23 protein-coding genes and 3 pseudogenes are annotated in these 21,106 nt (G+C 66.2%); 20 read left to right on the top strand and 6 right to left on the bottom strand.

The annotated features are described in order from the left end of the window. The first annotated feature begins 193 nt into the window (after positions 1-193). From AAHS21_RS15235 to AAHS21_RS15255, 5 genes are all read left to right on the top strand, one after another. Positions 194-1,072 (top strand): SDR family NAD(P)-dependent oxidoreductase, encoded by an 879-nt coding sequence (locus tag AAHS21_RS15235; protein ID WP_342928451.1) that lies wholly within the window; start codon positions 194-196, stop codon positions 1,070-1,072. Positions 1,073-1,345: 273 nt separating this feature from the next. Then, entirely contained in the window at positions 1,346-2,533 is a 1,188-nt protein-coding gene (locus AAHS21_RS15240; protein ID WP_342928452.1) for an acyl-CoA dehydrogenase family protein, read from the top strand. A gap of 3 nt (positions 2,534-2,536) precedes the next feature. Further along, positions 2,537-3,682: an acyl-CoA dehydrogenase family protein gene (locus AAHS21_RS15245; protein WP_342928453.1), complete on the top strand. Its 1,146-nt coding sequence runs from the start codon at positions 2,537-2,539 to the stop codon at positions 3,680-3,682. A gap of 11 nt (positions 3,683-3,693) precedes the next feature. Next, positions 3,694-4,863, top strand: a complete 1,170-nt coding sequence (locus AAHS21_RS15250) for an acyl-CoA dehydrogenase family protein (RefSeq protein WP_342928454.1) — start codon at positions 3,694-3,696, stop codon at positions 4,861-4,863. Beyond that, a complete protein-coding gene (locus tag AAHS21_RS15255) occupies positions 4,860-5,672 on the top strand; it encodes an enoyl-CoA hydratase-related protein (protein ID WP_342928455.1) in 813 nt (270 codons plus the stop codon). Before AAHS21_RS15250 ends, AAHS21_RS15255 begins: the two co-directional genes overlap by 4 nt. A 131-nt stretch (positions 5,673-5,803) precedes the next feature. Here AAHS21_RS15255 and AAHS21_RS15260 read toward each other — a convergent pair whose 3' ends face one another. Beyond that, positions 5,804-6,925 (bottom strand): adenylate/guanylate cyclase domain-containing protein, encoded by a 1,122-nt coding sequence (locus AAHS21_RS15260; protein ID WP_342928456.1) that lies wholly within the window; start codon positions 6,923-6,925, stop codon positions 5,804-5,806. Between the two features lie 88 nt (positions 6,926-7,013). Between AAHS21_RS15260 and AAHS21_RS15265 the strand changes: the two genes are divergently transcribed. Continuing rightward, positions 7,014-7,175: a hypothetical protein gene (locus AAHS21_RS15265; RefSeq protein WP_342928457.1), complete on the top strand. Its 162-nt coding sequence runs from the start codon at positions 7,014-7,016 to the stop codon at positions 7,173-7,175. Positions 7,176-7,447: 272 nt separating this feature from the next. Further along, positions 7,448-8,281, top strand: coding sequence for an FCD domain-containing protein (locus tag AAHS21_RS15270; protein ID WP_342928458.1), 834 nt, complete (start codon positions 7,448-7,450; stop codon positions 8,279-8,281). Between the two features lie 316 nt (positions 8,282-8,597). Here AAHS21_RS15270 and AAHS21_RS15275 read toward each other — a convergent pair whose 3' ends face one another. The 4 genes from AAHS21_RS15275 to AAHS21_RS15290 all read right to left on the bottom strand — a co-directional run bounded on the left by AAHS21_RS15275 (position 8,598) and on the right by AAHS21_RS15290 (position 11,283). After that, the gene (locus tag AAHS21_RS15275; protein ID WP_342928459.1) at positions 8,598-9,584 is read right to left on the bottom strand and encodes a hypothetical protein; all 987 of its coding nucleotides are present in this window, start codon (positions 9,582-9,584) and stop codon (positions 8,598-8,600) included. Then, positions 9,581-10,054, bottom strand: a complete 474-nt coding sequence (locus tag AAHS21_RS15280; protein ID WP_342928460.1) for a hypothetical protein — start codon at positions 10,052-10,054, stop codon at positions 9,581-9,583. The genes AAHS21_RS15275 and AAHS21_RS15280 overlap by 4 nt, the downstream gene beginning before the upstream one ends. Before the next feature lie 62 nt (positions 10,055-10,116). After that, positions 10,117-10,782, bottom strand: coding sequence for a hypothetical protein (locus AAHS21_RS15285; RefSeq protein WP_342928461.1), 666 nt, complete (start codon positions 10,780-10,782; stop codon positions 10,117-10,119). A gap of 162 nt (positions 10,783-10,944) precedes the next feature. After that, positions 10,945-11,283, bottom strand: coding sequence for a helix-turn-helix transcriptional regulator (locus tag AAHS21_RS15290; RefSeq protein WP_342928462.1), 339 nt, complete (start codon positions 11,281-11,283; stop codon positions 10,945-10,947). 178 nt (positions 11,284-11,461) lie between these two features. Here AAHS21_RS15290 and AAHS21_RS15295 point away from each other — a divergent pair, with 178 nt between their 5' ends. The 3 genes and pseudogenes from AAHS21_RS15295 to AAHS21_RS15305 form a co-directional block, all read left to right on the top strand. After that, on the top strand, positions 11,462-11,752 hold the full coding sequence (locus AAHS21_RS15295; protein ID WP_342928463.1) for a transposase: 291 nt from the start codon (positions 11,462-11,464) through the stop codon (positions 11,750-11,752). Then, positions 11,749-12,603 (top strand): IS3 family transposase, encoded by an 855-nt coding sequence (locus tag AAHS21_RS15300; protein WP_342928464.1) that lies wholly within the window; start codon positions 11,749-11,751, stop codon positions 12,601-12,603. The genes AAHS21_RS15295 and AAHS21_RS15300 overlap by 4 nt, the downstream gene beginning before the upstream one ends. 89 nt (positions 12,604-12,692) lie before the next feature. Further along, a pseudogene (locus AAHS21_RS15305) lies at positions 12,693-13,367 on the top strand (helix-turn-helix domain-containing protein); the annotation flags it as partial. 14 nt (positions 13,368-13,381) lie between these two features. Here the strand turns inward: AAHS21_RS15305 and AAHS21_RS15310 are convergent. Further along, on the bottom strand, positions 13,382-14,587 hold the full coding sequence (locus AAHS21_RS15310; protein WP_342928465.1) for an IS110 family transposase: 1,206 nt from the start codon (positions 14,585-14,587) through the stop codon (positions 13,382-13,384). Between the two features lie 200 nt (positions 14,588-14,787). On the opposite strand from AAHS21_RS15310, the pseudogene AAHS21_RS15315 reads away from it, so the two are divergent. The 10 genes and pseudogenes from AAHS21_RS15315 to AAHS21_RS15360 all read left to right on the top strand — a co-directional run. Beyond that, a pseudogene (locus AAHS21_RS15315) lies at positions 14,788-15,291 on the top strand (IS30 family transposase); the annotation flags it as partial. Positions 15,292-15,295: 4 nt separating this feature from the next. Next, complete coding sequence (locus tag AAHS21_RS15320; protein WP_342928466.1) at positions 15,296-15,610, top strand: integrase core domain-containing protein; 315 nt, start codon at positions 15,296-15,298, stop codon at positions 15,608-15,610. 77 nt (positions 15,611-15,687) lie between these two features. Then, on the top strand, positions 15,688-16,395 hold the full coding sequence (locus AAHS21_RS15325; RefSeq protein ID WP_342928467.1) for a site-specific integrase: 708 nt from the start codon (positions 15,688-15,690) through the stop codon (positions 16,393-16,395). After that, positions 16,371-16,853: pseudogene (locus AAHS21_RS15330) on the top strand (4-hydroxy-2-oxovalerate aldolase); the annotation flags it as partial. The gene AAHS21_RS15325 and the pseudogene AAHS21_RS15330, both read left to right, overlap by 25 nt. Beyond that, complete coding sequence (locus AAHS21_RS15335) at positions 16,853-17,701, top strand: alpha/beta hydrolase (protein WP_342928468.1); 849 nt, start codon at positions 16,853-16,855, stop codon at positions 17,699-17,701. The pseudogene AAHS21_RS15330 and the gene AAHS21_RS15335, both read left to right, overlap by 1 nt. 47 nt (positions 17,702-17,748) lie before the next feature. Next, positions 17,749-18,816: a 2Fe-2S iron-sulfur cluster binding domain-containing protein gene (locus tag AAHS21_RS15340; protein ID WP_342928469.1), complete on the top strand. Its 1,068-nt coding sequence runs from the start codon at positions 17,749-17,751 to the stop codon at positions 18,814-18,816. Between the two features lie 76 nt (positions 18,817-18,892). After that, on the top strand, positions 18,893-19,693 hold the full coding sequence (locus AAHS21_RS15345; protein WP_105389243.1) for a fumarylacetoacetate hydrolase family protein: 801 nt from the start codon (positions 18,893-18,895) through the stop codon (positions 19,691-19,693). Further along, entirely contained in the window at positions 19,690-20,076 is a 387-nt protein-coding gene (locus AAHS21_RS15350; RefSeq protein WP_342928470.1) for a hypothetical protein, read from the top strand. The genes AAHS21_RS15345 and AAHS21_RS15350 overlap by 4 nt, the downstream gene beginning before the upstream one ends. Then, complete coding sequence (locus AAHS21_RS15355; RefSeq protein ID WP_342928471.1) at positions 20,073-20,882, top strand: fumarylacetoacetate hydrolase family protein; 810 nt, start codon at positions 20,073-20,075, stop codon at positions 20,880-20,882. The genes AAHS21_RS15350 and AAHS21_RS15355 overlap by 4 nt, the downstream gene beginning before the upstream one ends. After that, complete coding sequence (locus AAHS21_RS15360; protein WP_105389240.1) at positions 20,882-21,100, top strand: 2-hydroxymuconate tautomerase; 219 nt, start codon at positions 20,882-20,884, stop codon at positions 21,098-21,100. Before AAHS21_RS15355 ends, AAHS21_RS15360 begins: the two co-directional genes overlap by 1 nt. Positions 21,101-21,106: the final 6 nt, after the last annotated feature.

Below are 21,106 nucleotides of genomic sequence, written 5' to 3' on the forward strand. Positions count from 1 at the left end.
GATTGGGTAGCCCCTGGGGAATCGTATCGCCAACAAACATGGACATAGGGTAATGATTATCCTATGTCATGCGTAGGGGCTTGACTTCCCTGGCCTGCACGCCCAGGCGCGACCGCCTGGCAAGTGCGGGTGCCAGGTGAGCCACGACGTGAAATGGAACTGAAGACACGGATTGACAGCAGAGGGCGGACACATGGCTGGAGTGGACGGAAGGGTGGCAATCGTGACCGGGGCGGGTGGTGGCCTCGGTCGAAGCCACGCCCTACGACTGGCGGCCGGTGGTGGTCTGGTCGTTGTCAACGACCTTGGGGTGAGGAAAGAAGGCGGTGGCGAGAACGCTACGGCGGCGCAGGACGTCGTGGCGGAGATCCGGGCCGCCGGCGGTGTCGCTGTGCCCGATGACCACGACATCGCTTCCGAGGCCGGCGCACGGGCGGTGGTCCAGTCAGCGCTGGAGACCTTCGGCCGGTTGGACATCGTGGTCAACAACGCGGGCATCCTGCGGGATGCGACGTTTCACAAGATGACGGTGGAGCAGTGGGAGGCCGTCCGCCAGGTGCACCTGGACGGAACCGTGTTGATGACGCGCGCGGCTTGGCCCCATTTGCGCGAGCAACGCTACGGTAGGGTCGTCGTAACCTCTTCTGGCGCTGGCTTGTTCGGCAACTTCGGACAGGCCAACTACGCGGCCGCCAAGCTGGGCGTGGTCGGGCTGATGCATACTCTGGCACTCGAGGGTGCCCGCTATGGGATTCGGGTCAACGCCGTCGCTCCGGTCGCGCTCACCCGGATGACCGCCGGCCTGCTCGACGATGCCACCGACCTCGAACCCGCCTGGGTATCGGCCGCTGTCGGGTGGTTGTGCGGCGAGGAATGTGATCTGACAGCTGAGATCGTGCGGGTTTACGGTCGCCATTTCAGCCGCGTGCGGATCGTCGAATCGCGCGGCGTGGACTTCCCCTCCCCGCCCTCCGATGAACAACTCGCCGCCCGTTGGGCGGATATCGCCGACCTGTCGGAGGCAAAGGAGGGACAGACAGCGGTAGCTGCGCGCCACGCCGGCTCGGGATGAGTCGACCTGCCACCGCCGTCGGCGCTTGCCAGGGGCAGCGCTGATGGATCTGTCGACGGCTCAGCCGGTCGACCGCTGTCGGTGACTCCGTGACGCATTGCAGGTGCCGGCCGTGGCGCTGACGAGCTCCCTCCCCGCGGGCATCGATTCTTCAGCATTTACCTGATAATCGTTATACTTTATGATGGTGGACGGCGATCACCTCAGCCGCATCAGGTCCTTCTGTTGCGCCGAGGTTGGCGCCACCTGCTCCGCGGACGAAAGGACACGTCAGTGACCACCCCACCCCTTGATCAGCTCACTGACGCCCAACAGGAGCTCGTCGAACGCGCCCGCGTCATCGCGCGCACCGAGCTTCGGCCGCATGCTGCTGAGTGGGACCGCCGCCAAGAATTCCCCGAGCGCTCCTATGAGATTCTGCGCGAGAACGGCTTCACCGGGCTCACCGTGCCGACCGAGTACGGCGGTCGGGGTTGGGGTGTGTTCGAGGCCTGTCTGGTTTTGGAGGAGCTGGCCGTGGGGTGCATGGCCAGCGCTCTGACGATTCAGATGCAGCTCAACGGACCCCCGCGGGTGATCGCCCGGATGGGTAGCGAACAGCAGCGCAAGCAGTATCTGCCCGATGTGGTCGAAGGCACTCGACGGTTCGCCGTCGCGATGACCGAGCCGCAGGCCGGATCCGACGGCACCGCGCTGGCTACGACACTCGTCCCGGATGGCGATGACTTTCGGCTGACCGGCACCAAGTGCCACATCACCAGCGCGCTGCAGGCCCATACCTTCCTGGTGTTCTGTCGAGCGCCCGGAACGACCGGTCCCGACGGGATCGGCGCCGTGCTGGTGGACGCCGATGTCGAGGGCTTGGGGCCGATCGAGACCGAGGAGAAGATGGGCGGTCGAGGCGTGGCCGAGGGGGTGCTGCGGTTCACGGACGCCCCCGTTCGACGTGATCAGGTGATCCTCGAACCGCGGCCCGGCTCAAAGGAAGGCGCGTCGTTCCTGATTCGCCAGTTCAACCCCGAGCGGTGCGGGAACGCCGCGATGTCCATCGGGGTCGCGCGCGCCGCCCTCGAGGACGCCGTCGACTACACCAAGGACCGTGAGCAGTTCGGCCGCCCGATACTGGAATTTCAGGGTATCCAATGGAAGATCGCCGACATGGCAACCGAACTGGATGCCGCGCGGTTGCTGCTGTGGCGCGCGACGCGCACCGATGTCGGCGGCTTCCCGGGCATCCGCGAGACCGCGATGGCCAAGTTGTACGCCAACGAGACCGCGGTGCGGGTGTGCAATGAGGCGATCCAGCTGCTGGGCCATAAGGGCTACCTCACCCGCTACCCGGTGGAACGCTATTTCCGCGACGTACGCGGGATGGGCATCGGCGGGGGTACCACCGAGATCCTGCGCAACATGATCGCTGCCGAGGTGACCGGTGTGCGCACGAGCCAGCGAAGGTGCTGAGTCGTGGATTTGGGGCTGAGCGCCGACGCCGAGCGGTACCGGGCCGGGCTCAGGGACTGGATTTCGGCGAACCTGCCGCCGCAGTGGCGTGACATCCCGGTCGGGACCGGGGACGACGAGTCCTACGTCGCGATGCGCCGGGAGTGGGGTCGGCGCCTGTTCGAGGCCCGATGGCTTGCCCCGCACTGGCCCCTGGAGTACGGCGGCCGCGGGCTGGGGGTAGACGCACAGCTGGTATTCGCCGAAACGCTGGTCGAAACGGGCGCGCCGGAGCCGATGAACACCAACGGCATGGGCATCTTCGCCCCGGCGCTGATGCGATTCGGCACCGACGAGCAGCGAAAACAGTACCTGCGGCCGATGCTGTCCCACGACGACATCTGGTGTCAGGGGTTCTCCGAGCCCCAAGCCGGCAGCGACCTGGCGTCGTTGTCCACCCGGGCGGTTCTTGACGGAGACCAATTGCTCGTGTCGGGCCAGAAGGTGTGGACGTCTTTTGCACTGTCCGCTCAAAGGTGTTACGCGCTGGTCAAGGTTGCCGACTCGCCCGGCACGACGTTGGTCGTGGTGCACATGGACCGCCCCGGTATCAGCGTGCGCCCGCTGCGCAATCTCACGGGCAGCAGCGAATTCTGCGAGGTGTTCTTCGACGATGTGGTCGTCGACGCCACCGACGTGGTCGGCGGGATCGGCGGCGGGTGGCAGGTCGCCACCTACGCCTTGGCTCGGGAACGCTCCAGCGCCCTGGCCCAGCGGTCGCTGCAGCTGACGCGTGAGCTGACGCGGATGCTCAGCGCGCTAGGCGATGGTCATCGCGACGCGTGCGCCGAGAATGCCCTGGTCGATGCGTTCGTGCGCACCCGAGTGGTGGACAGCATCGTGCGCCGGGTGTTCGCGCTCGATGCTGATGGCGCCGAGCCCGGGATGCTCGCACCCATCGCGAAGGTTCTGTGGAGCGAAAGCCACCAGAAGCAACTGGCCACCCTGCTGGAGGCGGCCGGGCCAGAAGTGACCGGGGCCGGTGCCGGGTGGTCGGAATGGACTCGATCGTTGCTGTTTGCTCGCGCTGAAACGATCTACGGCGGCACGACCGAGATCCAGCGCAACCTGATCGCGAAGGCGCTCGGCCTTCCGAGCGACCGCCAGTGAGAGAGGGCGCAATGGACTATCGGATCGATGACGAATTGGCAATGCTGCAGGCCTCGCTGCGGGAGTTTCTCCAGGCGCGGATGCCCGACTTGATCCGGGAGCCCGCCCGGGACTCCCGGGCGACTGCGTGGCGGGAGCTGGTGTCGGCCGGCTGGCTGGAGCACTTCGGAACGGCAATTGCAGAAACCAGTGCACCAGCGGACTTCGTCGGCGCCGTGCACGTGGCCGAAGCGTTCGGAGCGGTCCCGGTGCCCGGACCCGTTGACGTGGTCGCCGGCTACCTGATACCGCTGGCGAACGCTGCCGGCATGAGCGGGCTGCTCGAACGACTGCGCACCGGCAGCGTCATCACCGCGGTGCCCCCGGTTCCGGACACATCCGTGCGCAATGGGGCTCCGCGGTGGCGGCAGCGACGTCTGAGCGCCGTGCGCGAAGCAAACCGGCTGTGCGTCAGCGGGGTGCTGGCGCGGGTTCCCGCCGTCGCCGACGCCCAGGCGGTCGTGGTACCGGTCAGCCTGGATGGCGAACCGGGGATCGCGCTCGTGGACTGCGACCAGGCGGGAGTCGAAGTCGGCGCGCCAGCTGGCGTGGACTTGCGTCGGCCCGTCGCAGATGTCCGCCTGCACCGGACCAGCCTGGAGGCGGCGGCGCTGTACACCGATCCTGGGCTGTCGGCGCTTGAGGAGCGCTGCGGGATGCTGTACAGCGTATTTCTCGACGCGGAGGCGGTCGGTGGCGGCGCCGAGATGATCGTGCGCAGTGTCGAGTATTGCACTGCGAGAATGCAGTTCGGGCGGCCGATCGGGGCGTTCCAGGCGATCCGGCATCGGCTCGCCGACGCCGCCGGCGGTGTGGAGGGAGCCCGTTCACTCGTCTACCAGGCGGCCTGGAACGTCGCCGCGGGCGCGCATGACGCGATGTGCGACGTTCTGGCCAGCCGACTGTGGGCCTCGGCGGCCTACCTCGGTGCCGCCGAGGCCGCCATCCAATGTCATGGGGGTATGGGGTTCACCTGGGACCAGCGCCTGCACCTCTGGTATCGCGCCGCGGTTGCCGGTCGGGGCGCCGATAATGTGGCCGGGGCACGTTCAGCGCTCGCCGCGCGGCTAAGCCCCGCCGAAGGTCCGGTGCCATCCGCCCCGCACAGCGGGCTGGCCGAGGCGGGCAGGACGAGCAAGTGAGCGAACCCGAGGTGCTCTTGGACCGGCCGCAACCCGGCGTCGCAGTCCTCACACTCAACCGACCAGCTGCGCGCAACTCCCTGGGCTGGCAAACCTGGCACCAGCTGGGCGCGGCCATCGATGAGGTGGCCGCCGACGATGACTGTCGCGCGGTGGTGCTCACCGGCACCGGCGGGACTTTTTGCGCCGGTGGCGACGTCAAGACCTCCCCGTCCCGCGGAGCGGGCCTCGGCGCGCCCGCAGCGCGGTTGCTGGTCGGCCAGCGGGTGCTCGACACACTGCTCAAGTTGCCCAAACCAGTGCTTGCCGCAGTCGAGGGGCCCGCAGTGGGTGCTGGCTGGAGTCTTGCACTGGCCTGCGACCTGGTGGTAGCGGCCCGTGACGCGGTTTTCGCAGCCCCGTTCGTGGCGCGCGGCTTGGTGCCCGACTGCGGAGCCGCCTGGTTCTTAACCCGTGCACTGGGCCGGCACCGGGCCACGGCGCTGCTGTTGAGCGGCGAACGCCTTACCGCTCCGCAGGCCGCCAGCGCGGGTCTTGTCAGTCAACTCGCCGAGCCTGGAGCAGCGCTGACCGCAGCCACCGACCTCGCCGCAAGCCTTGCCCGCGGCCCTGCAGAGGCATTGCGCTTGACCAAAGGCATGATTCGCGGCGCGCTCGATGTACCGCTGGAACGATTCCTCGAACTCGAATGGTTGTCGGCCACCCTCGATCTGACCGGGCCCGATGCTGCCGAAGGCCGCGCAGCCTTTGTCGAGAAGCGCGATCCTGATTTCTCCGAAACCCGACGATCCGCCGATGAAACCAGTTAAGTTAAGCGGCGCCCCTGAGCCGCTACGGCCAGCAGGCTTGTCGGCGCCCTCATGTTGCCGGTTCGATCCGCGACGCCGGTGGCGCCGGCAGCTTCATGGCCGGCGAGGATTCGTCACCGACCACCCGGCAGTTACTCAACCTGGCGGGCGCGTTGGACCCTGAAGAGCTTTACTTTGCCGCTCACGCCTTTGAGCCGCCGCGCGCCCATGGACGACCATTTGAAGTCCGACGCGTCACCGAGGGCCTCACGCGTGGACTCGGCGACCACCACCGTCGCTGGCCGTGCCGCTGCCGTTACTCGGCTGGCCACGTTGACCGGACTGCCAAACCAGTCTCCCCTGCGTGTTATCGCCAGTCCCGACGACACCCCGATCCGTAGGGGCGGCAAGCCATCGACTGCGGCATCATCAGCCAAGTCGAGGATCGCCCGCAGCAATGGCGCCGGATCGAAGCACATCAGCATCACGGCATCACCCACCGACTTCACCAGCTGCACCGGGGTGACCGCCACATGCTGGGCCAATTCCGCGAGCCGACTCGCAACGCGTTCAAGTTCCACGGGTGGTAGCACCTCCCCCAACTGAGTAAAGCCCGCGACATCAGCGAACGCCACCGTTACCTGGTGCGCCCCAGGCAACCTTCCGGCAGCCCGCTCAGCGGCGGTCACGGCCTCGACCTCGAACGAAGTGCGAAGTTGCATAAACAGCAGGTCTTGAATCAGCGGGCCGAGCTGAGGCGCGGACCGCCGCGCCAACTCCTCGACCGCCTGCGCCAGTTCGACCTCACTTGTCCCGGGTCGCAAGAGGGTGTTGAGCGCCGCATCGCGCATCGTCGCCGCGGCATACCCCAGTCCCTCGATCAGCACGCGCATCACGGCAACCGTTTCATCCGGATCGACGCCCATGTCGAGGAAGAATTTGGCGCGCGCGATCGCTTCTCCGTCGGCACGCAGCAACACGGCTGCGTCGGGATCATCGATCCTCGGCCTGCCGACAGCACCGTACAGACGCTGCAGGAGATCCAATTCGATCCCCGTCGACTCGCTGACCTCGCGCGCAGACACATAGGTCCCGTCATCGCCGAAGATCGTGTTCGCAGGCAGCATTACAGGCGTAGCGAGCGACCTATCAATCTCGTCGGGTGCGTAGCCTCTTCCCATCAGCCAGGTGATGAGGTCGGCACGCTCGTCGCGGGCTTGGCCCTCAAGGCCATCAAGCATGCCTAACTCCTCTAAATTCTGGTCAGCGGCCATCACGCAAACCTAATGTTCGATGCGTCGCGTGCGGCACCAATTGGCAGCGCGACAAGTCGAACTCCTTCGCGAACATCACCCTCTGCCCATGCGGAACGGTGCCGCCGAATCGTTGGGCTGTTTGCACGCCGATACTGCCACCGGTGCTGACGCAGATGAACTCACGGCCATCCTGATCTCCACATTGTCGGATGCCGCGGCCGGTTGCGTCCTGGCCGACCTATCTGCCGCGCGGGGTCCCGAACGGTGACTCAGTCCCGTTGTTGCTAGGTGCGGAAGGTGACCGCGAGGCCCGCAATCCCTGAATCCCACCAGGCAAAATGCCGACTGACCCGTTGTAGAGTTGCACCACATCGCTTGGCGACTTCACCATGGTCGACCATGCGAAAAACCACAGAAACGACACAGCCGCGCTAACCGTATCGGTTCCTCACCGTCCGTTGAGTTGACGCCCGCGATGACTTGCGAGTCGCCTCAGCGGATTCTCGTGCAAATCATTATCATCTATGTAGAGGACTGTGTATGCGGGCTGCAACTGAAACCTCCGCCCCACGTCACGTCAAACAGCACATAGGAGCGGAATTGAACGGCAATATAGACCACGCGGTAAGCACGTCTGAGACACGGCATGCAGTGCGCCGCCACCCAAGAGTACCCAAGGCGTCAGACATACTCGCCGACCGACTCCGCGCACAAATCCTTGGCCGCGCGATGCGGCCTGGCGACCAACTGGCTTCAGAAGCAGAGTTGATTTCCGCAGAGGGCTTCAGCAGAGGCACCGTGCGAGAGGCGTTGCGCTTGCTCGAATCCGATGGTTTGATCGAGATCCGCCGAGGCCCACGCGGTGGCATCCGGGTAACTCGTCCAGACCTGCGGCAGATCAGCAGATCCGTTGCACTCCTATTGACCCTGGCCGAAACCACAACCGGCAAGTTCTACGAGTTCCGCAAACTCCTCGAACCTTCTATTGCCGCGATGGCAGCCCGATCGGCCACCGACGAGCAGCGCGGCTGGCTGCTCGCGGTCGCTGACGCCACGTCTCGAAACGGCTCATGGGAACCATCGGTGGAGTTCCACGAGGCTCTAGCGGTATGCAGCAACAACGAGGTCTTGCGGCTCGTCATCGCGATGTTCGAACAGGAGTTGTCGTGGCACGTCCCCGGTGAGGCGCTCAGCGAGTCAGACATGGAGGACACCCGCCGCGCGCACCAGAACATCGCCCGGGCGGTGGCTGCCGGCGACGCCGACCGCGCGTCGAGCGCAATGCTGCGTCACCTGAACCAGTTCGAGCGAATGCTTGAGACACAGGGCCGCCTCGACGAGCCGCTACTCCCTCGTGAGCGTTGGCTCGAGTGATCCCGACCCGCACTGGCTGTACGCTTTCGCATACCGGCGATCGCGGCGATTACACGTATGTCCTTGGCGTCTGTTGACCGTCCCTTTGGATGACGTCCACGGGGTGGCCATTCGCCGTTGAGGCTGCCGGTGTGGTGGCGGGGTTGATCTTGTTCGTGTGCACCGTCAGTGTGACGAGGAACTGATGAGTGCGCGGCACCCCGCTGAAATATTGGCCGCTTGGCGGGGTGCCGCGCTGTAGTGCTTGGAGGCACCGGTGGTGACGGTAGAGGTAGCGGCAGCGGCCACCCGCCGTGTCGGCTGCCCGACAGCAAGGTTATTCCGAGTAGGGCAACGACTCGGCGGCACGCTCGATCTGCAGCAGACCGCGGCTGGTTGTCATGCGAGTCGATTCCTCACCGCTGAGCGCACGAACAGTTTCGATCTGCACCCGCACAACCACTCCCTCCTCGGCGGCCAACCGCGCGGCTGCAGCAAGCGTGTCCGGGTCGCTGACGTTGACCGCCAGAGGGGATTTCGTGCCTGACGGTGTGAAGTACAGGCTGCCGAGGCTGCGGCGGAAGCCGTCGATCGTGCCGATCGCCCAAGTGGTTTCGGTGTCGTAATCGTAGTTCTTCAGTTCGCTGCCAAGCAGTGCCGCCCCGGCCTGGGTGAACTCAACTTCGGTAGATCCGAGGCCTCGCTGGCGTATCTGTCCGGCGATGTCCCAACCCGCTGTCCTCATCGCGAACGTGGACCGCAACAGGCCTCGTCGCGCTTTGATCGGTAGGTCACGCACGTCGCTGCCGACCGCAGGAACACTGGAGCTGGCGTTGGTGAACAGCCGGGCGATTGTGCGCAGCGCCTCCGAATCCGGGCTTGAGGCGAATTGGCTTGTGCCGCTGAGTGGTACATGCTTCGCATCTCCGTCAAGCGGTGCGTCGGCGCGCAGCACAACCCGGACCGAGCCGGGACTGAGCCCATGCACGAGCAGGTTTCGATTGAGGGCGTTCAGATGAAGCCTGTCTCGAACGATCGCCTTGGTGGCGTCGTTGACTCCGGCGACGAACGATGCAAGTTTGTCTGCGCGGGTGGCGTGGCCCCGCACGCCGGCGCCCTCCAAGTGCATGTCGAGCTCGACTTGCTCGGGCGCGGTTTCTTCGAACCAGACGCGTTCCGCGGCCGGATTGCCTTGTACCGTGCCCGAATACATCTGGCCGAGCGCGAAATCCGCCGTTTCGGGGAAATGCTCGTATTCATAGCGGATGGCGGCCCGAAGCAGCTCGTCGTCGCTGACGCCGGAGAGGTGGCCGAGATCGGTCATTCGTCGATCACCTCCACGAAGCCCTTTGTGACACCGTCGATTATCTCACCGTCCGGGCCGATCACCCGTGACCACCACCGGCGTTGCCGCTCAACGGCATACGGGTTGTCCCGGTTCACCACCAGGGCATCTGTGAGCCCGCCCATGCAATGCAACTTGTCTGTCCGCACGACCAGGTCGCTGTGTCCCAGGGTGCCGGTGACCGAGCCGAGCGCCCAAAGCGGAAGTGCGGCATCACCGTGTACCTCCTCCAACGCCTGAGCTGGCACCAGACACGCGAAATCGCCGTCGCGCGGCGTGTCGTCCTTGTGGGTACAGAAGCCGCCGCTGAGCCAGATCGTGATCTCGTGACGATAGAACAACCGTCTGACAAGAGTGATGTGAATCCGCACCGCATCCAAAATCAAGCCGCGCCGCTGGCGCGTGTGATCCGGAGCGTCGTCGACGAATCGGGCGCGGACCTCATCCAACGTCGCGCGATGGATGCCCGTAGGTAGTGTTCCGTGCTCCCCAACGCAGCGCGGAAGCATCACTACCCCCCGTCGACGTCGATTCGCTCCTTCGCCCTGGTGCGAATGTACGCAGGCCAGGGATCCCCTGCTGCGGCGGCATCATCCAACTCGGCGTCGGTCATCTCCTCCGGCTGCTTGCCGTGCCAGGACGGAACCATCGCGCTGGTGTCGCTCAACATGTCCAGCGTCTCGTCGATGCAGCGCACCGCATCCCGCGCGGCGGCCACCAGCTGGCCAGCAGTGGGCTGCTCTATCTCAATCGCGCTCAACGCGGCCCGAAGCCGCTGCCGCGCATCGACAAGGTTGGCCAGGCCGCCGTGTGTCGCTACCACGCCGATTTCGTCAGCGATGAAGGCGCGTAGGAGCTCGTCAACCGCCTTGCGTTGCCGGGTGTTCATGCGCTGCGCCTCAGATGGCGGTTCATACGCCACCGCGGCCGGTGCCTTCACTCCGGCGGCCGTGAACGCGGTGTTCTCCGACACGTCGGCCAGGTAGGCGATCGCCCGGATCGACGCGTCAGTGGGCCGGGTGGCATAGGTGCCCTGCCGCAGCCGGTTGAGCGTCGCGTGCGAGATGTCGTGCCCGGCGTGCTGCGCCAGCTCGGCCAGCCTGCGTCCGGACGCGCCGCCGTGGCGTTGCGCGGCGATGTCGATCAAATCGATCAGCGATCTGCTGGTCTTGCCCATAGTCGGCCCACCCGTCGGATCGGTTGTTGACGCGTTGCGTTCGCGCGTCACCTAGTGTTCTGACACTTGTAACGTGAGTCAAGTGCAACACGCAGTATCAATTGGTCCGGAATCGAATTAGGCTTCTGTAGCCTGCCTCACGTGTCAGACGGCAGGAGTGTGTCAGGCGGTGACGCTGCGTTTGGAGCGAGGCCGGATTCTGCCCTCAGTGCGCTCTTGCCACAGCGGCCGGCCCAGGGCGTGTTCCAGGCGGGCCAGCGAGCCGATGTCGCACAACACGGTGCCGGCCAGGATGCGCCCGATGGTGGTGTGCGCCACCCCGCTTGTCGCTGCGAGCGCTCGCTGACCGGTGGCGGTCTCGTTCATGGCCCCGCGCAGCGCGCGGGCCAGCCGCTGGGCGGCGGGTGCCGACGGTGGCGCGTCGGGGTCAAGTTCGGCGTCCGGCCACACACCCCGCATGACGTAGGCGATTGGCGGACGGTCGCCGTTGCTGCGCGACACACGCCCACGATATCCCGCGGCACCGTCACTTCAGGTCGACGTGTCGGACCCCTCTGCTCCAATGGTGCATACACGCACCAGTCGGGAAGGGGTCACCAAGATGATCCAGCTATCGACGGCCCCGCATGCTGAGTGAGGTTCCCCCCGAACCGTAGAGGCATCGACAATGAGGAGCACGATGCCAGAGAAGCGGAAGAAGTACGACCGGGAGTTTCGCGAGGGAGCTGTTCGGATCGTCGAGGAGACGGGGAAAGCGATCGCGCAGGTGGCGCGCGATCTGGGGATCAACGCGGGCACGTTGGGTAACTGGGTGGCTTCGGCACGGGCCCAGCGTGACGGCCAGGGCCAGGTGAGTGGCGATGATCTCGCCGAGCTTAAGCGGCTGCGTGGCGAGGTCGCTGAACTGCGGATGGAGCGTGATGTCCTCAAGCGATCAGTGGTCCTGTGGGTGAAGGAGGCGACGAAGTGAGCGTGGCACGTTTCATCGCCGACCAGAGGACCCATTACCGGGTGCCACACACGATCTGCTGCGCCCTGCTCGGGGTGAGCGTGGCGTGGTTCTACAAGTGGATCGCCCGCGCGGCCAGCCCGGATGCGGCAGCCGGTCTGTACACCGATCGGGATCGGCGCCGCGATGCGCTCGATCGCGCGGTCGCGGCGGCATTCACCGACGCCAAGGGCCTGCATGGGTCACCGCGGTTGCATGCCGACCTGCGGGATGCCGGCTGGCAGGTGTCGCAGAAGACGGTGGCCGATTCGATGCGTCGCCAAGGGCTGGTGGCCCGGCGGATCAAACGCCGCAATGGGTTGACCAAACAGGACAGAACCGCGCCGAAGTTCCCTGACCTGCTCAAACGCAACTTCACCGCCGATCGGCCGGACCTCAAATGGGTCGGTGACATCACCGAGGTGCCCACGGCGGCCGGCAAGCTGTATCTGGCCACCGTGATCGACCTGTTCAGCCGCCGGCTGCTGGGTGCGGCCACCAGTGTCCACCCCGATGCCGAGTTGGCGTGTGCGGCGATCCAGATGGCGCTGGCTACCCGGGGCGGTAAGGCGGCCATCTGGCGCGCTGAGGAACCGGCGCGGGTGATCTTTCATAGTGACCGGGGTTCGACCGGCGGATTCAACTGGTCGTCGCAACACCTTGACCGTGGAGGTGTTCGGCAGTGGCGACGAAGGACTGGGCGGCGAAGACGAGTGATGTGCCCGAGGGTGCGCGTCGGCAGTGGCGTGCGGATCGGGCGTTGCGGCCTCCGATGCGTTCGCCCGGGCGGCCTGAGCCCTCACGGGCGGTGCAGCGGCAGTTCTGGCGGCTGATCGCCACGGGCATCACCTCGGCCGAAGCGGCGCTGAACGTGGGCGTGTCCGTGCCGGTCGGAACCCGTTGGTTTCGCCACGCTGGCGGCATGCCACCGATCTCGCTTGCCGTGCCCACCGGCCGCTACCTGTCCTTCGAGGAGCGCGAGGAGATCGCGCTGCTCCGTGCCAAGCAGATCGGCGTTCGCGAGATCGCGCGCAGGATCGGCCGCGACCCGGCAACGATCTCCCGCGAACTGCGCCGCAACGCGGCCACGCGCAGCGGCAAGCAGGAGTACCGGGCGCTGGTGGCGCAGTGGAAGGCCCAGCAGACGGCGAAACGGCCGAAAACGGCAAAGCTCGCGACTAACGACAAGCTGCGCGAGTACGTCCAGGAACGGCTCGCCGGGAACGTACGCCGCCCGGACGGGAGCATCGTTGTCGGGCCGCAGCCGCCCGCGTGGAAGGGGCTGAACAAACCCCACCGCCAGGACCGGCGGTGGGCGACCGCGTGGAGCCCGGAGCAGATCGCGCACCGGCTGAAGGTCGACTTCCCCGATGATGAGTCCATGCGCATCAGCCACGAGGCGATCTACCAGTCGCTGTTCATCCAGGGCCGTGGTGCGCTCAAACGCGAACTCGTCACCTGCCTGCGAACCGGCCGCGCACTGCGCCAGCCACGGGCTCGCACGCAGAACCGCCCGCAAGGACACGTCACCGCCGACGTCGTATTCTCCCAGCGCCCCGCAGAAGCAGCAGACCGCGCCGTCCCCGGACACTGGGAATCTCAATGGTGTTGTCAAGCCGCCTGAGCGAGCGGTGGCGGTTCCGCGCTCCACGTCCGGTTCTCGCGCAGTAGTGCCCATAGGACGTCGATTCGGCGGCGCGCCAGGGCGATGACGGCCTGGCTGTGGGTAGCGCCTCGGGCACGCTTTTTGAGGTAGTAGTCGCGGTTGGGTCCGGCGCGCATCATGCTGGTCTGGGCTGACAGGTAGAACACATGTCGTAACGATCGGCTGTAGCGCGACGGTCGGTGCAGGTTGCCGGTGCGCCGGCCGGAGTCGTTGGGGACGGGCACGAGCCCGGCCGCTGCAGCAAGATGCCCGGCGCTGGGGAATGCACGTAAGTCGTTGGCCCCGACCAGAAGCGAGGCCCCCAGGAAGGGGCCGAAACCGGGCATCGACTGAATGATCGCGGCCTGCGGATGTTGAGCGAAGGCCGCCTCAATCTGGGCATCGAGGGCTTTGAGTCGGTCGTCGAGGCCCAGGATGGCGGTGGCCAGCTCGGTGATGATGCTGGCAGTGAGCTCTTGCCCGGGCAGCACCACGGTTTGTGCCTTGGCCGCGGCGATGGCGCGGGCGGCGACGTCGGCCGATCCGCGCACGCGGCGGTTGCGCAGCCAGCCCGTCAGCCGAGTCTGTCCGATGCGGCGGATCTGGTCAGGGGTGACGTAGCCGGTGAGCAGTACCAACGCTCCCTTATGCGCGGAGTAGTCGAAGGCCCGCTCCAGGCGGGGAAAGACACTGGTCATCAGGTCACGCAACCGGTTGATCATGCGCACCCGGTCGGCGATCAGATCGGCGCGATGCCCGGTCAGCACCGCGAGGGTGCGCACCAGATCGGTACCGGTGTCGACGACCGACAGGTCCCGGCGCAGGCGAGCAGTCTCAGCGATGACGTAGGCGTCCTTGGCGTCGGTCTTGCCTTCTCCGGCGTAGGCCGTGCTCATCGCTGCAACGACTCGCCCGGATGCATAACGCACCGATTGGTCGGCTCGAGCCAGCAACGCCAGCAGCAACGCCGATGGCGCACCGATGATGTCGATGGCCCAAACAAGCTGTGTTGCTTGCGAACCGGCATCGGTGATGAGTGCCACTATGTCGGCTTCGTCGTTGGCGACTTTGATCGAAGACACCGTCTTGCCTTCGGCATCCACCATGCACGCCCAGTGATGGGTCTTGCCGACATCAATGCCCACCCAGGCGATGTCTCGAGGTGCGGTCACGCTGCTCCGTCCGTTGGTCCAAGTGCTGACAACGGCCCGTGGAACACCCCGCTGACGCATCCGTAACCAAGCGACCGAGCGCAGATCTCAATTAGCAGCCAGGGCACCCCGAAGAGCCGGGCGAACATTCCCAATAAGCGACCACAGCGCAAGGCGATCTCAGCCACACCCGACCCTCCTGGGCCGGCTTCAGTCTTACGGAGGGCGATCTGATCATCGGAACAGGCCGGTCCGCAATCGGCACGATCGTCGAACGCAAGAGCCGCTCGACCCTGTTGGTGCACCTGCCGCGACTGCAAGGCTATGGCGAGATACCGCCGGTCAAGAACGGTCCCGCGCTGGGCGGCTACGGCGCCGTCGCGATGAACGACGCGCTCGTAGCATCAATGACGAAGCTTCCCGAACAGCTCCGAAAGACGCTCACCTGGGACCGCGGCAAAGAACTCTCCGGCCACGCCCAGTTCGCTCTCGAGACGGGCACGAAGGTGTTCTTCGCCGACCCCCACTCGCCCTGGCAACGGCCGACGAACGAGAACACCAATGGGTTGCTGCGCCAGTACTTCCCGAAGGGCACCGACCTCTCACGGTGGACCGCGGAAGACCTCGAAGCAGTCGCTCTCGCGCTCAACAACAGGCCCCGCAAAAGCCTCAACTGGAAGACGCCTGCCGAGGTGTTCGAGGAGCAGCTACGCTCACTCCAATAACCCGGTGTTGCAACGACCGGTTGAACCCAGGACCTACACCGCCAACGCCTTCACCAAACTGTGCCGCGAGATGGGGATCCGCCAATCGATGGGCCGAGTCGGTTCGTGTTTCGATAACGCAGCCGCGGAGGCGTTCTTCTCCTCGCTGGAGTGGGAAGTGTTGTCACGCAATAGGTTCGATACTATTGCCCAAGCCCGCGCTGTCGTGTTTGACTGGTGCTACGGCTTCTACAACCACGTCCGACGGCACACCACGATCGGGATGGTCAGCCCAATCACCTACGAGAAAGCCGCGGCCACCAACCGGGAAGCCGCATAGAGGAAACCTCCACGATTCGGGGGGAACCACAGAGGCCCGGAGTGCAGCTACTGCTGCCCCTTCGGTGGGGGCCGGCCATGGCTGACGGAAGCCTGGCCGCGGCGGTGCAGGCGGTGACTAGTGCGTGGATCGCCGATGGCGTGCTGGCCGCGCAGACGCTGAACAAGTTCGGGCTGCTGATCCGCCGATTTAGCCGCTTCGCCGCGGTGCACGACGTCACCACCCTCGCGGCGGTGGATCGGGCGCTAGTCACGAAATTCGTTGCCGCCAAAGGGCGTACCCGCCACGGTGTCGTATCGGACGCGGCGGTGGCGACCATGCACAACCGGCGTGCCGCGCTGCGAGCGTTCTTCCGCACCGCGCGCCGGCTAAGCCTGACGCTGGATGACCCGACCGTCGACATCGCCGTACCCGCCCGCGAATCCTCGGGGCAACGCCCGCTCAGCGAAGACGAGGCCGCGCTAGTGCGGCTGTTCTCCGAACGCGCCACCCCCACCCGGCATGCCGCTACCGCCGCGCTGCTGCTCGCCGGGGCCCACACCTCCGAGCTAGGCCACATCACCGCAGCCGATCTCGACCTACGGGCAGCGACCGTGTGGGCACACGGATCAAGCAAGCATCGCGCACGCACTCTGACGCTCGACGGCTGGTCGATGCGGGTACTCACCGAACGCACCGCCCATCTCACCCGTCCGCTGCCCAGCTCCACCCCGGCACCGGTGTTGTGCACCGGCGCCGCCGGCAGCGACGCACACAAACAGTACGCGCCTACCGCGACATCCTGAAACCCGACACCGAATTGGGCATCCACGCACACCAAAACCTGTCTTTGGCCGTGGCCAACTCGGTGACCGCCGTCGAAAACGGCGTCACCCGCGTGGACGCGTCCCTGGCCGGAATGGGTGCCGGCGCCGGCAACTGCCCCATCGAACCGTTGATCGCCGTGGCCAACATCCTCGGCTGGCAACACCACTGCGACCTGTTCGCCCTCCAGGACGCCGCCGACGACCTGGTGCGGCCCCTGCAGGACCGCCCCGTTCAAGTGGACCGCGAAACCCTCACCCTGGGGTACGCCGGGGTGTACTCCAGCTTCCTGCGCCACGCCGAACACGCCGCATCGACATACGACCTCGACACCCGCGACATCCTGCTCGAAGTCGGACACCGCGGCCTCGTCGGCGGTCAGGAAGACATGATCATCGACGTCGCCCTCGACCTCGCACGACAGAACGGAAAGCCTTGATGACCGCCAACACCGACACCACCAACCCCGCTATCGGCGCAACGGTTGACGCCGACGGAATCGCCACCAACTACCTGCATGCCGGCGACCCCGCCGCGGCACCGGTGGTGCTGTTGCACGGCTCCGGCCCGGGCGTATCGGCCTACGCCAACTGGCGACTGACCATCCCCGCCCTAGCCGCGGCCCACCATGTCCTAGCACCCGACCTCGTCGGTTTCGGCTACACCCAACGCCCCGACGGGCACGACTACACTATGGACACCTGGATCGCCCACATCGAAGCGTTTCTCGACAGGCTCGGACTCACATCGTATTCGCTGGTGGGCAACAGCTTCGGTGGCGCGCTGGCATTGCGAATCGCCACCCGACATCCCAACCAAGTCCAGCGTTTGGTGCTGATGGGCAGCGCCGGGGTGCCCTTCCCGGTCACCGAGGGCCTCGACGCGGTGTGGGGCTATCAGCCCTCGGTGCCGGCGATGCGCCGCGTGCTGGACTACTTCGCCTACAACCGCGACCTGATGACCGACGACCTGGCGACCGCGCGCTATCAAGCCAGCGTGCAACCAGGCTTCCACGAGTCCTACGCGGCGATGTTCCCCGCCCCCCGCCAGCGCTGGCTTGACGCGATGATCACCGTCGACGACGCCATCCGTCACATCCCATGTCCAACGTTGATTGTGCACGGCCGCGAAGACCAGGTCATACCACCTGACACCTCGCGGCGGCTGTTCGAGCTGATCCCCAACGCCGAACTGCACCTGTTCGGACGGTGCGGGCACTGGACCCAAATCGAACACGCAGCGTCCTTCAACCGTCTGGTCGCGGCGTTTCTGGCCGACGAGCAATAACCCACCCGCCAGAGCCGAACCGGCCACCGCCCCGAGGACAACCCACCGTGAAACTCTTCTCCCGCAGCAAGAACCAGGGACCGCGCACCGCCACAATCATCGGCACCAACAAACAGTTCGAGGTGCCCGGCAAAGATTCCATCCTCAACGAGGCCTTGGCCGCCGGCATCGCGTTCCCGCACAGCTGCACCGTCGGCACGTGCGGCACCTGCAAATCCAAACTCCTCCACGGCAGAGTCCGCGAAATCGTCGACTCCGCCATCGCCTTGACCGCGCAAGAACTGCGCGACGGCTACATCCTGCCCTGCCAAAGCATCGCCCGCACCTCCATCGAACTCGACGTCGCCGGGCTGGCGGACATGCCCGAGCACCCCCTCGTCCACACCGGCGCGGTAATCAGCGCACACCGAGCCCTCACCCACGACATCGCCGAGATCACCGTCACACTTGAGCACGACCTGGAATACACCGCCGGCCAGTACGCCGAACTACGGATGGACGGCCTAACCGGCCCCCGGTCATATTCCTTCGCCACCGCCCCCGACGACGCCGACCGGCGCCGCGCCACTTTTTACGTCCGCCACGTACCCGGAGGGCAATTCAGCGACTGGCTGTTCGACAGCAACAGGGAAGGCGCCCGTCTACAACTAGCCGGCCCGTTCGGCGACCTCTGGCTACGCCCCGCCGAGCAGCCCCTACTCTGCGTCGCCGGCGGCAGCGGGCTGGCACCGATCAAGGCGCTACTCGAAGACGCCGCCCGCAGGGGCTGTGCGCGTCCCACGGTCCTGCTGTTCGGGGCACGGACACAGCGCGACCTATACTGCCTGGCCGAAATCGACGACCTACGCCGTGGCTGGAACGGTCAGTTCGAGTTCCGCGCCGTCCTGTCGGAAGAGCCACCGGAATCGGCCTGGACCGGTGCGCGTGGATTCGTCACCGACGCCATACACCAGCTCCCCACCCAGCTCCTGCACGACTGCCACATCTACACCTGCGGACCGCCGGCGATGATCGACGCACTCGAGGCCGCTATCGGCGAGATCCGCACCGACATCGAACATTTCTACGCCGACCGGTTCATCACCCGCTACCCCGGGGTCGCTCAAACACTGTGACCCGCGCCTACCAGCGCACAACACCAACAGGCGGCCAGCCCCGCCGAACCCACGACCACCACAAGCGAGGCACACGATGACGACCGAGGCGCGATCCCACGCGATCGACCTACTGCTAGCCGCGTATCGCAGCGGCGAGCCGATCGATCCGTTGACCGAACACTTTCCCGCCCTTGATGTCGACGACGCGTACGCGATCCAGGTGGGCCAGGTGCAGCGGTGGCTGGCCGAGGGCGCGGTGATCAAGGGGCACAAGGTGGGATTGAGTTCGGCAGTTATGCAGCGCCAGATCGGGGTGGATCAGCCCGACTTCGGTCACCTCACCGACACCATGTTCTTTCTGGAATCGCAGCCGATCGACTCGTCGACGTTTCTGGCGCCCAAGGTGGAGCCCGAGATCGCGTTCGTGCTCGGCAAGCCGCTGGCCGGGCCGGGAGTCACAGTCGCCGAGGCGATGGCCGCGGTGGCGTTCGTGACCCCGGCGCTGGAAATCATCGACTCGCGGATCCGGGACTGGAAGATCAAACTGGTCGACACCATCGCCGACAACGCGTCTTCGGGCGCGGTGGTGCTGGGCAGCACCGCCGTCCCGCTGACGCAGGTGGACGTCCGGCTGGTCGGCGGGGTGCTGCACCGCAATGGGGAGCTCGTGGGCAGCGGCGCCGGCGGCGCGGTGCTGGGCTCGCCGTTGAACGCGCTGGTCTGGTTGGCCAACACCCTCGGGCCCCGCGGGGTCGTACTCGAAGCCGGTCATGTGGTGCTGCCCGGCTCGGTCACGGCCGCGGTGCCGGTGACCGCGGGAGATGTGGTCACCGCGACGTTCGGCGGGCTGGGCTCGGTAACAGCCAGATTCACAGAACACAACAGAACTCGATGACACGCGCATCTTACGCAACCTATTGGTCGCGCACATCGCCGGCGCCCATCAGACCGGGCAATGCCGATACCGGCGCACTGGCCCAATCACAGCGACGCCTGCACATCCACGGCGACGACACGTCCGCGGTGGTTCGGGATTGCAGCGACCCGGCGCCGGCGGGTGAGGGCTGTCGCTTCGTGTCGGGCATCACGCTTGGCACCGACCCACCGCTCGATTCACCCGACGAAAGTTCCAACAGTCGCGTCCGGGTCGGAGTCTGGTTCTGGTTGAACGGAGCCGACCACTGCCCCGTCGGCGTCAATAACTGGGGCCGAGAACACGACCGCGACCGTGCGCGTGCCCGCACGCTCGCGGAAGACATGGAGGTGGCGATCCAATGACCGACCAATACGCAAGCCAGCAAACGGACGTGTGGGATGTCGCGCGGGCGGCGGCGGTGCTGATGGACGCGGAGGCGCAGCGTGTTGACCGCGGCCCGATCACGGCCGAGTGGGCTGGGCTGGACTTGGACACCGCCTATCGCGTGCAGGACGAGATCGTGTGTCGCAGGGTGGAGTCCGGTGAGCATATCGTCGGGGTCAAGCTCGGACTGACGTCACGGGCCAAGCAGCAGCGTATGAGGGTGGACTCGCCGTCGACCGCGTGGTTGACCGACCGGATGGTGTTGCCCGCGGGCGCGCCGCTGGTCGTCGAGCAGCTGATTCATCCGCGGGTGGAGCCCGAGATCGTGTTCGTCCTCGGCGAGCGGCTGTCTGGGCCCGGTGTCACCGCGGCGCGGGCGATGGAGGCAGTGTCGCATGTGTACGGCGGGTTGGAGGTCATTGACAGCCGCTACACCGATTTCACGTTCACCCTGCCCGATGTGGTGGCCGATAACGCCTCCTCGGCGCGGTTCGTGATCGGGGGTGTGGCTCGCAAACCCGACGAAATAGACCTCGCGCTGGAGGCGTGCCTGCTGTCGGTGAATGGTGAAGTCGTCGACTCCGCTACCGGCGCTGCGGTGCAGGGCCATCCCGGTGAGGCCCTGGCGTTGGCGGCCAACGCGCTGGCCACGCGGCAGCTGGCGTTGGAGCCGGGCTGGGTGGTGTTGACGGGCGGTCTGACTGATGCGGTGTTCGCCGAGCCGGGCAGCCAGGTCAGCGCCGAATTCTGTCATCTCGGCTCAGTGACATTGAGGTGTGAGTGATGCCACTGGTGGAAATCACTCTCACCGAAGGCCGCGACGCCCACCAGATCCGGGCGTTGCTGGCCGAGGTGCACGCCGCGGTGCACCGGGCGATCGGCGCCCCGGAGCCCAATATCCGGGTGGTGGTGCGGGAGGTCCCGGCCACCCACTGGTCGGCTGGCGGGATGACCCTGGCCGAACGCGCCACCACGACATCGACAACGACCACGGAGGCCTAACCGGGC

This window comes from Mycobacterium sp. 050272, assembly GCF_039023525.1.
GTDB lineage: Bacteria > Actinomycetota > Actinomycetes > Mycobacteriales > Mycobacteriaceae > Mycobacterium.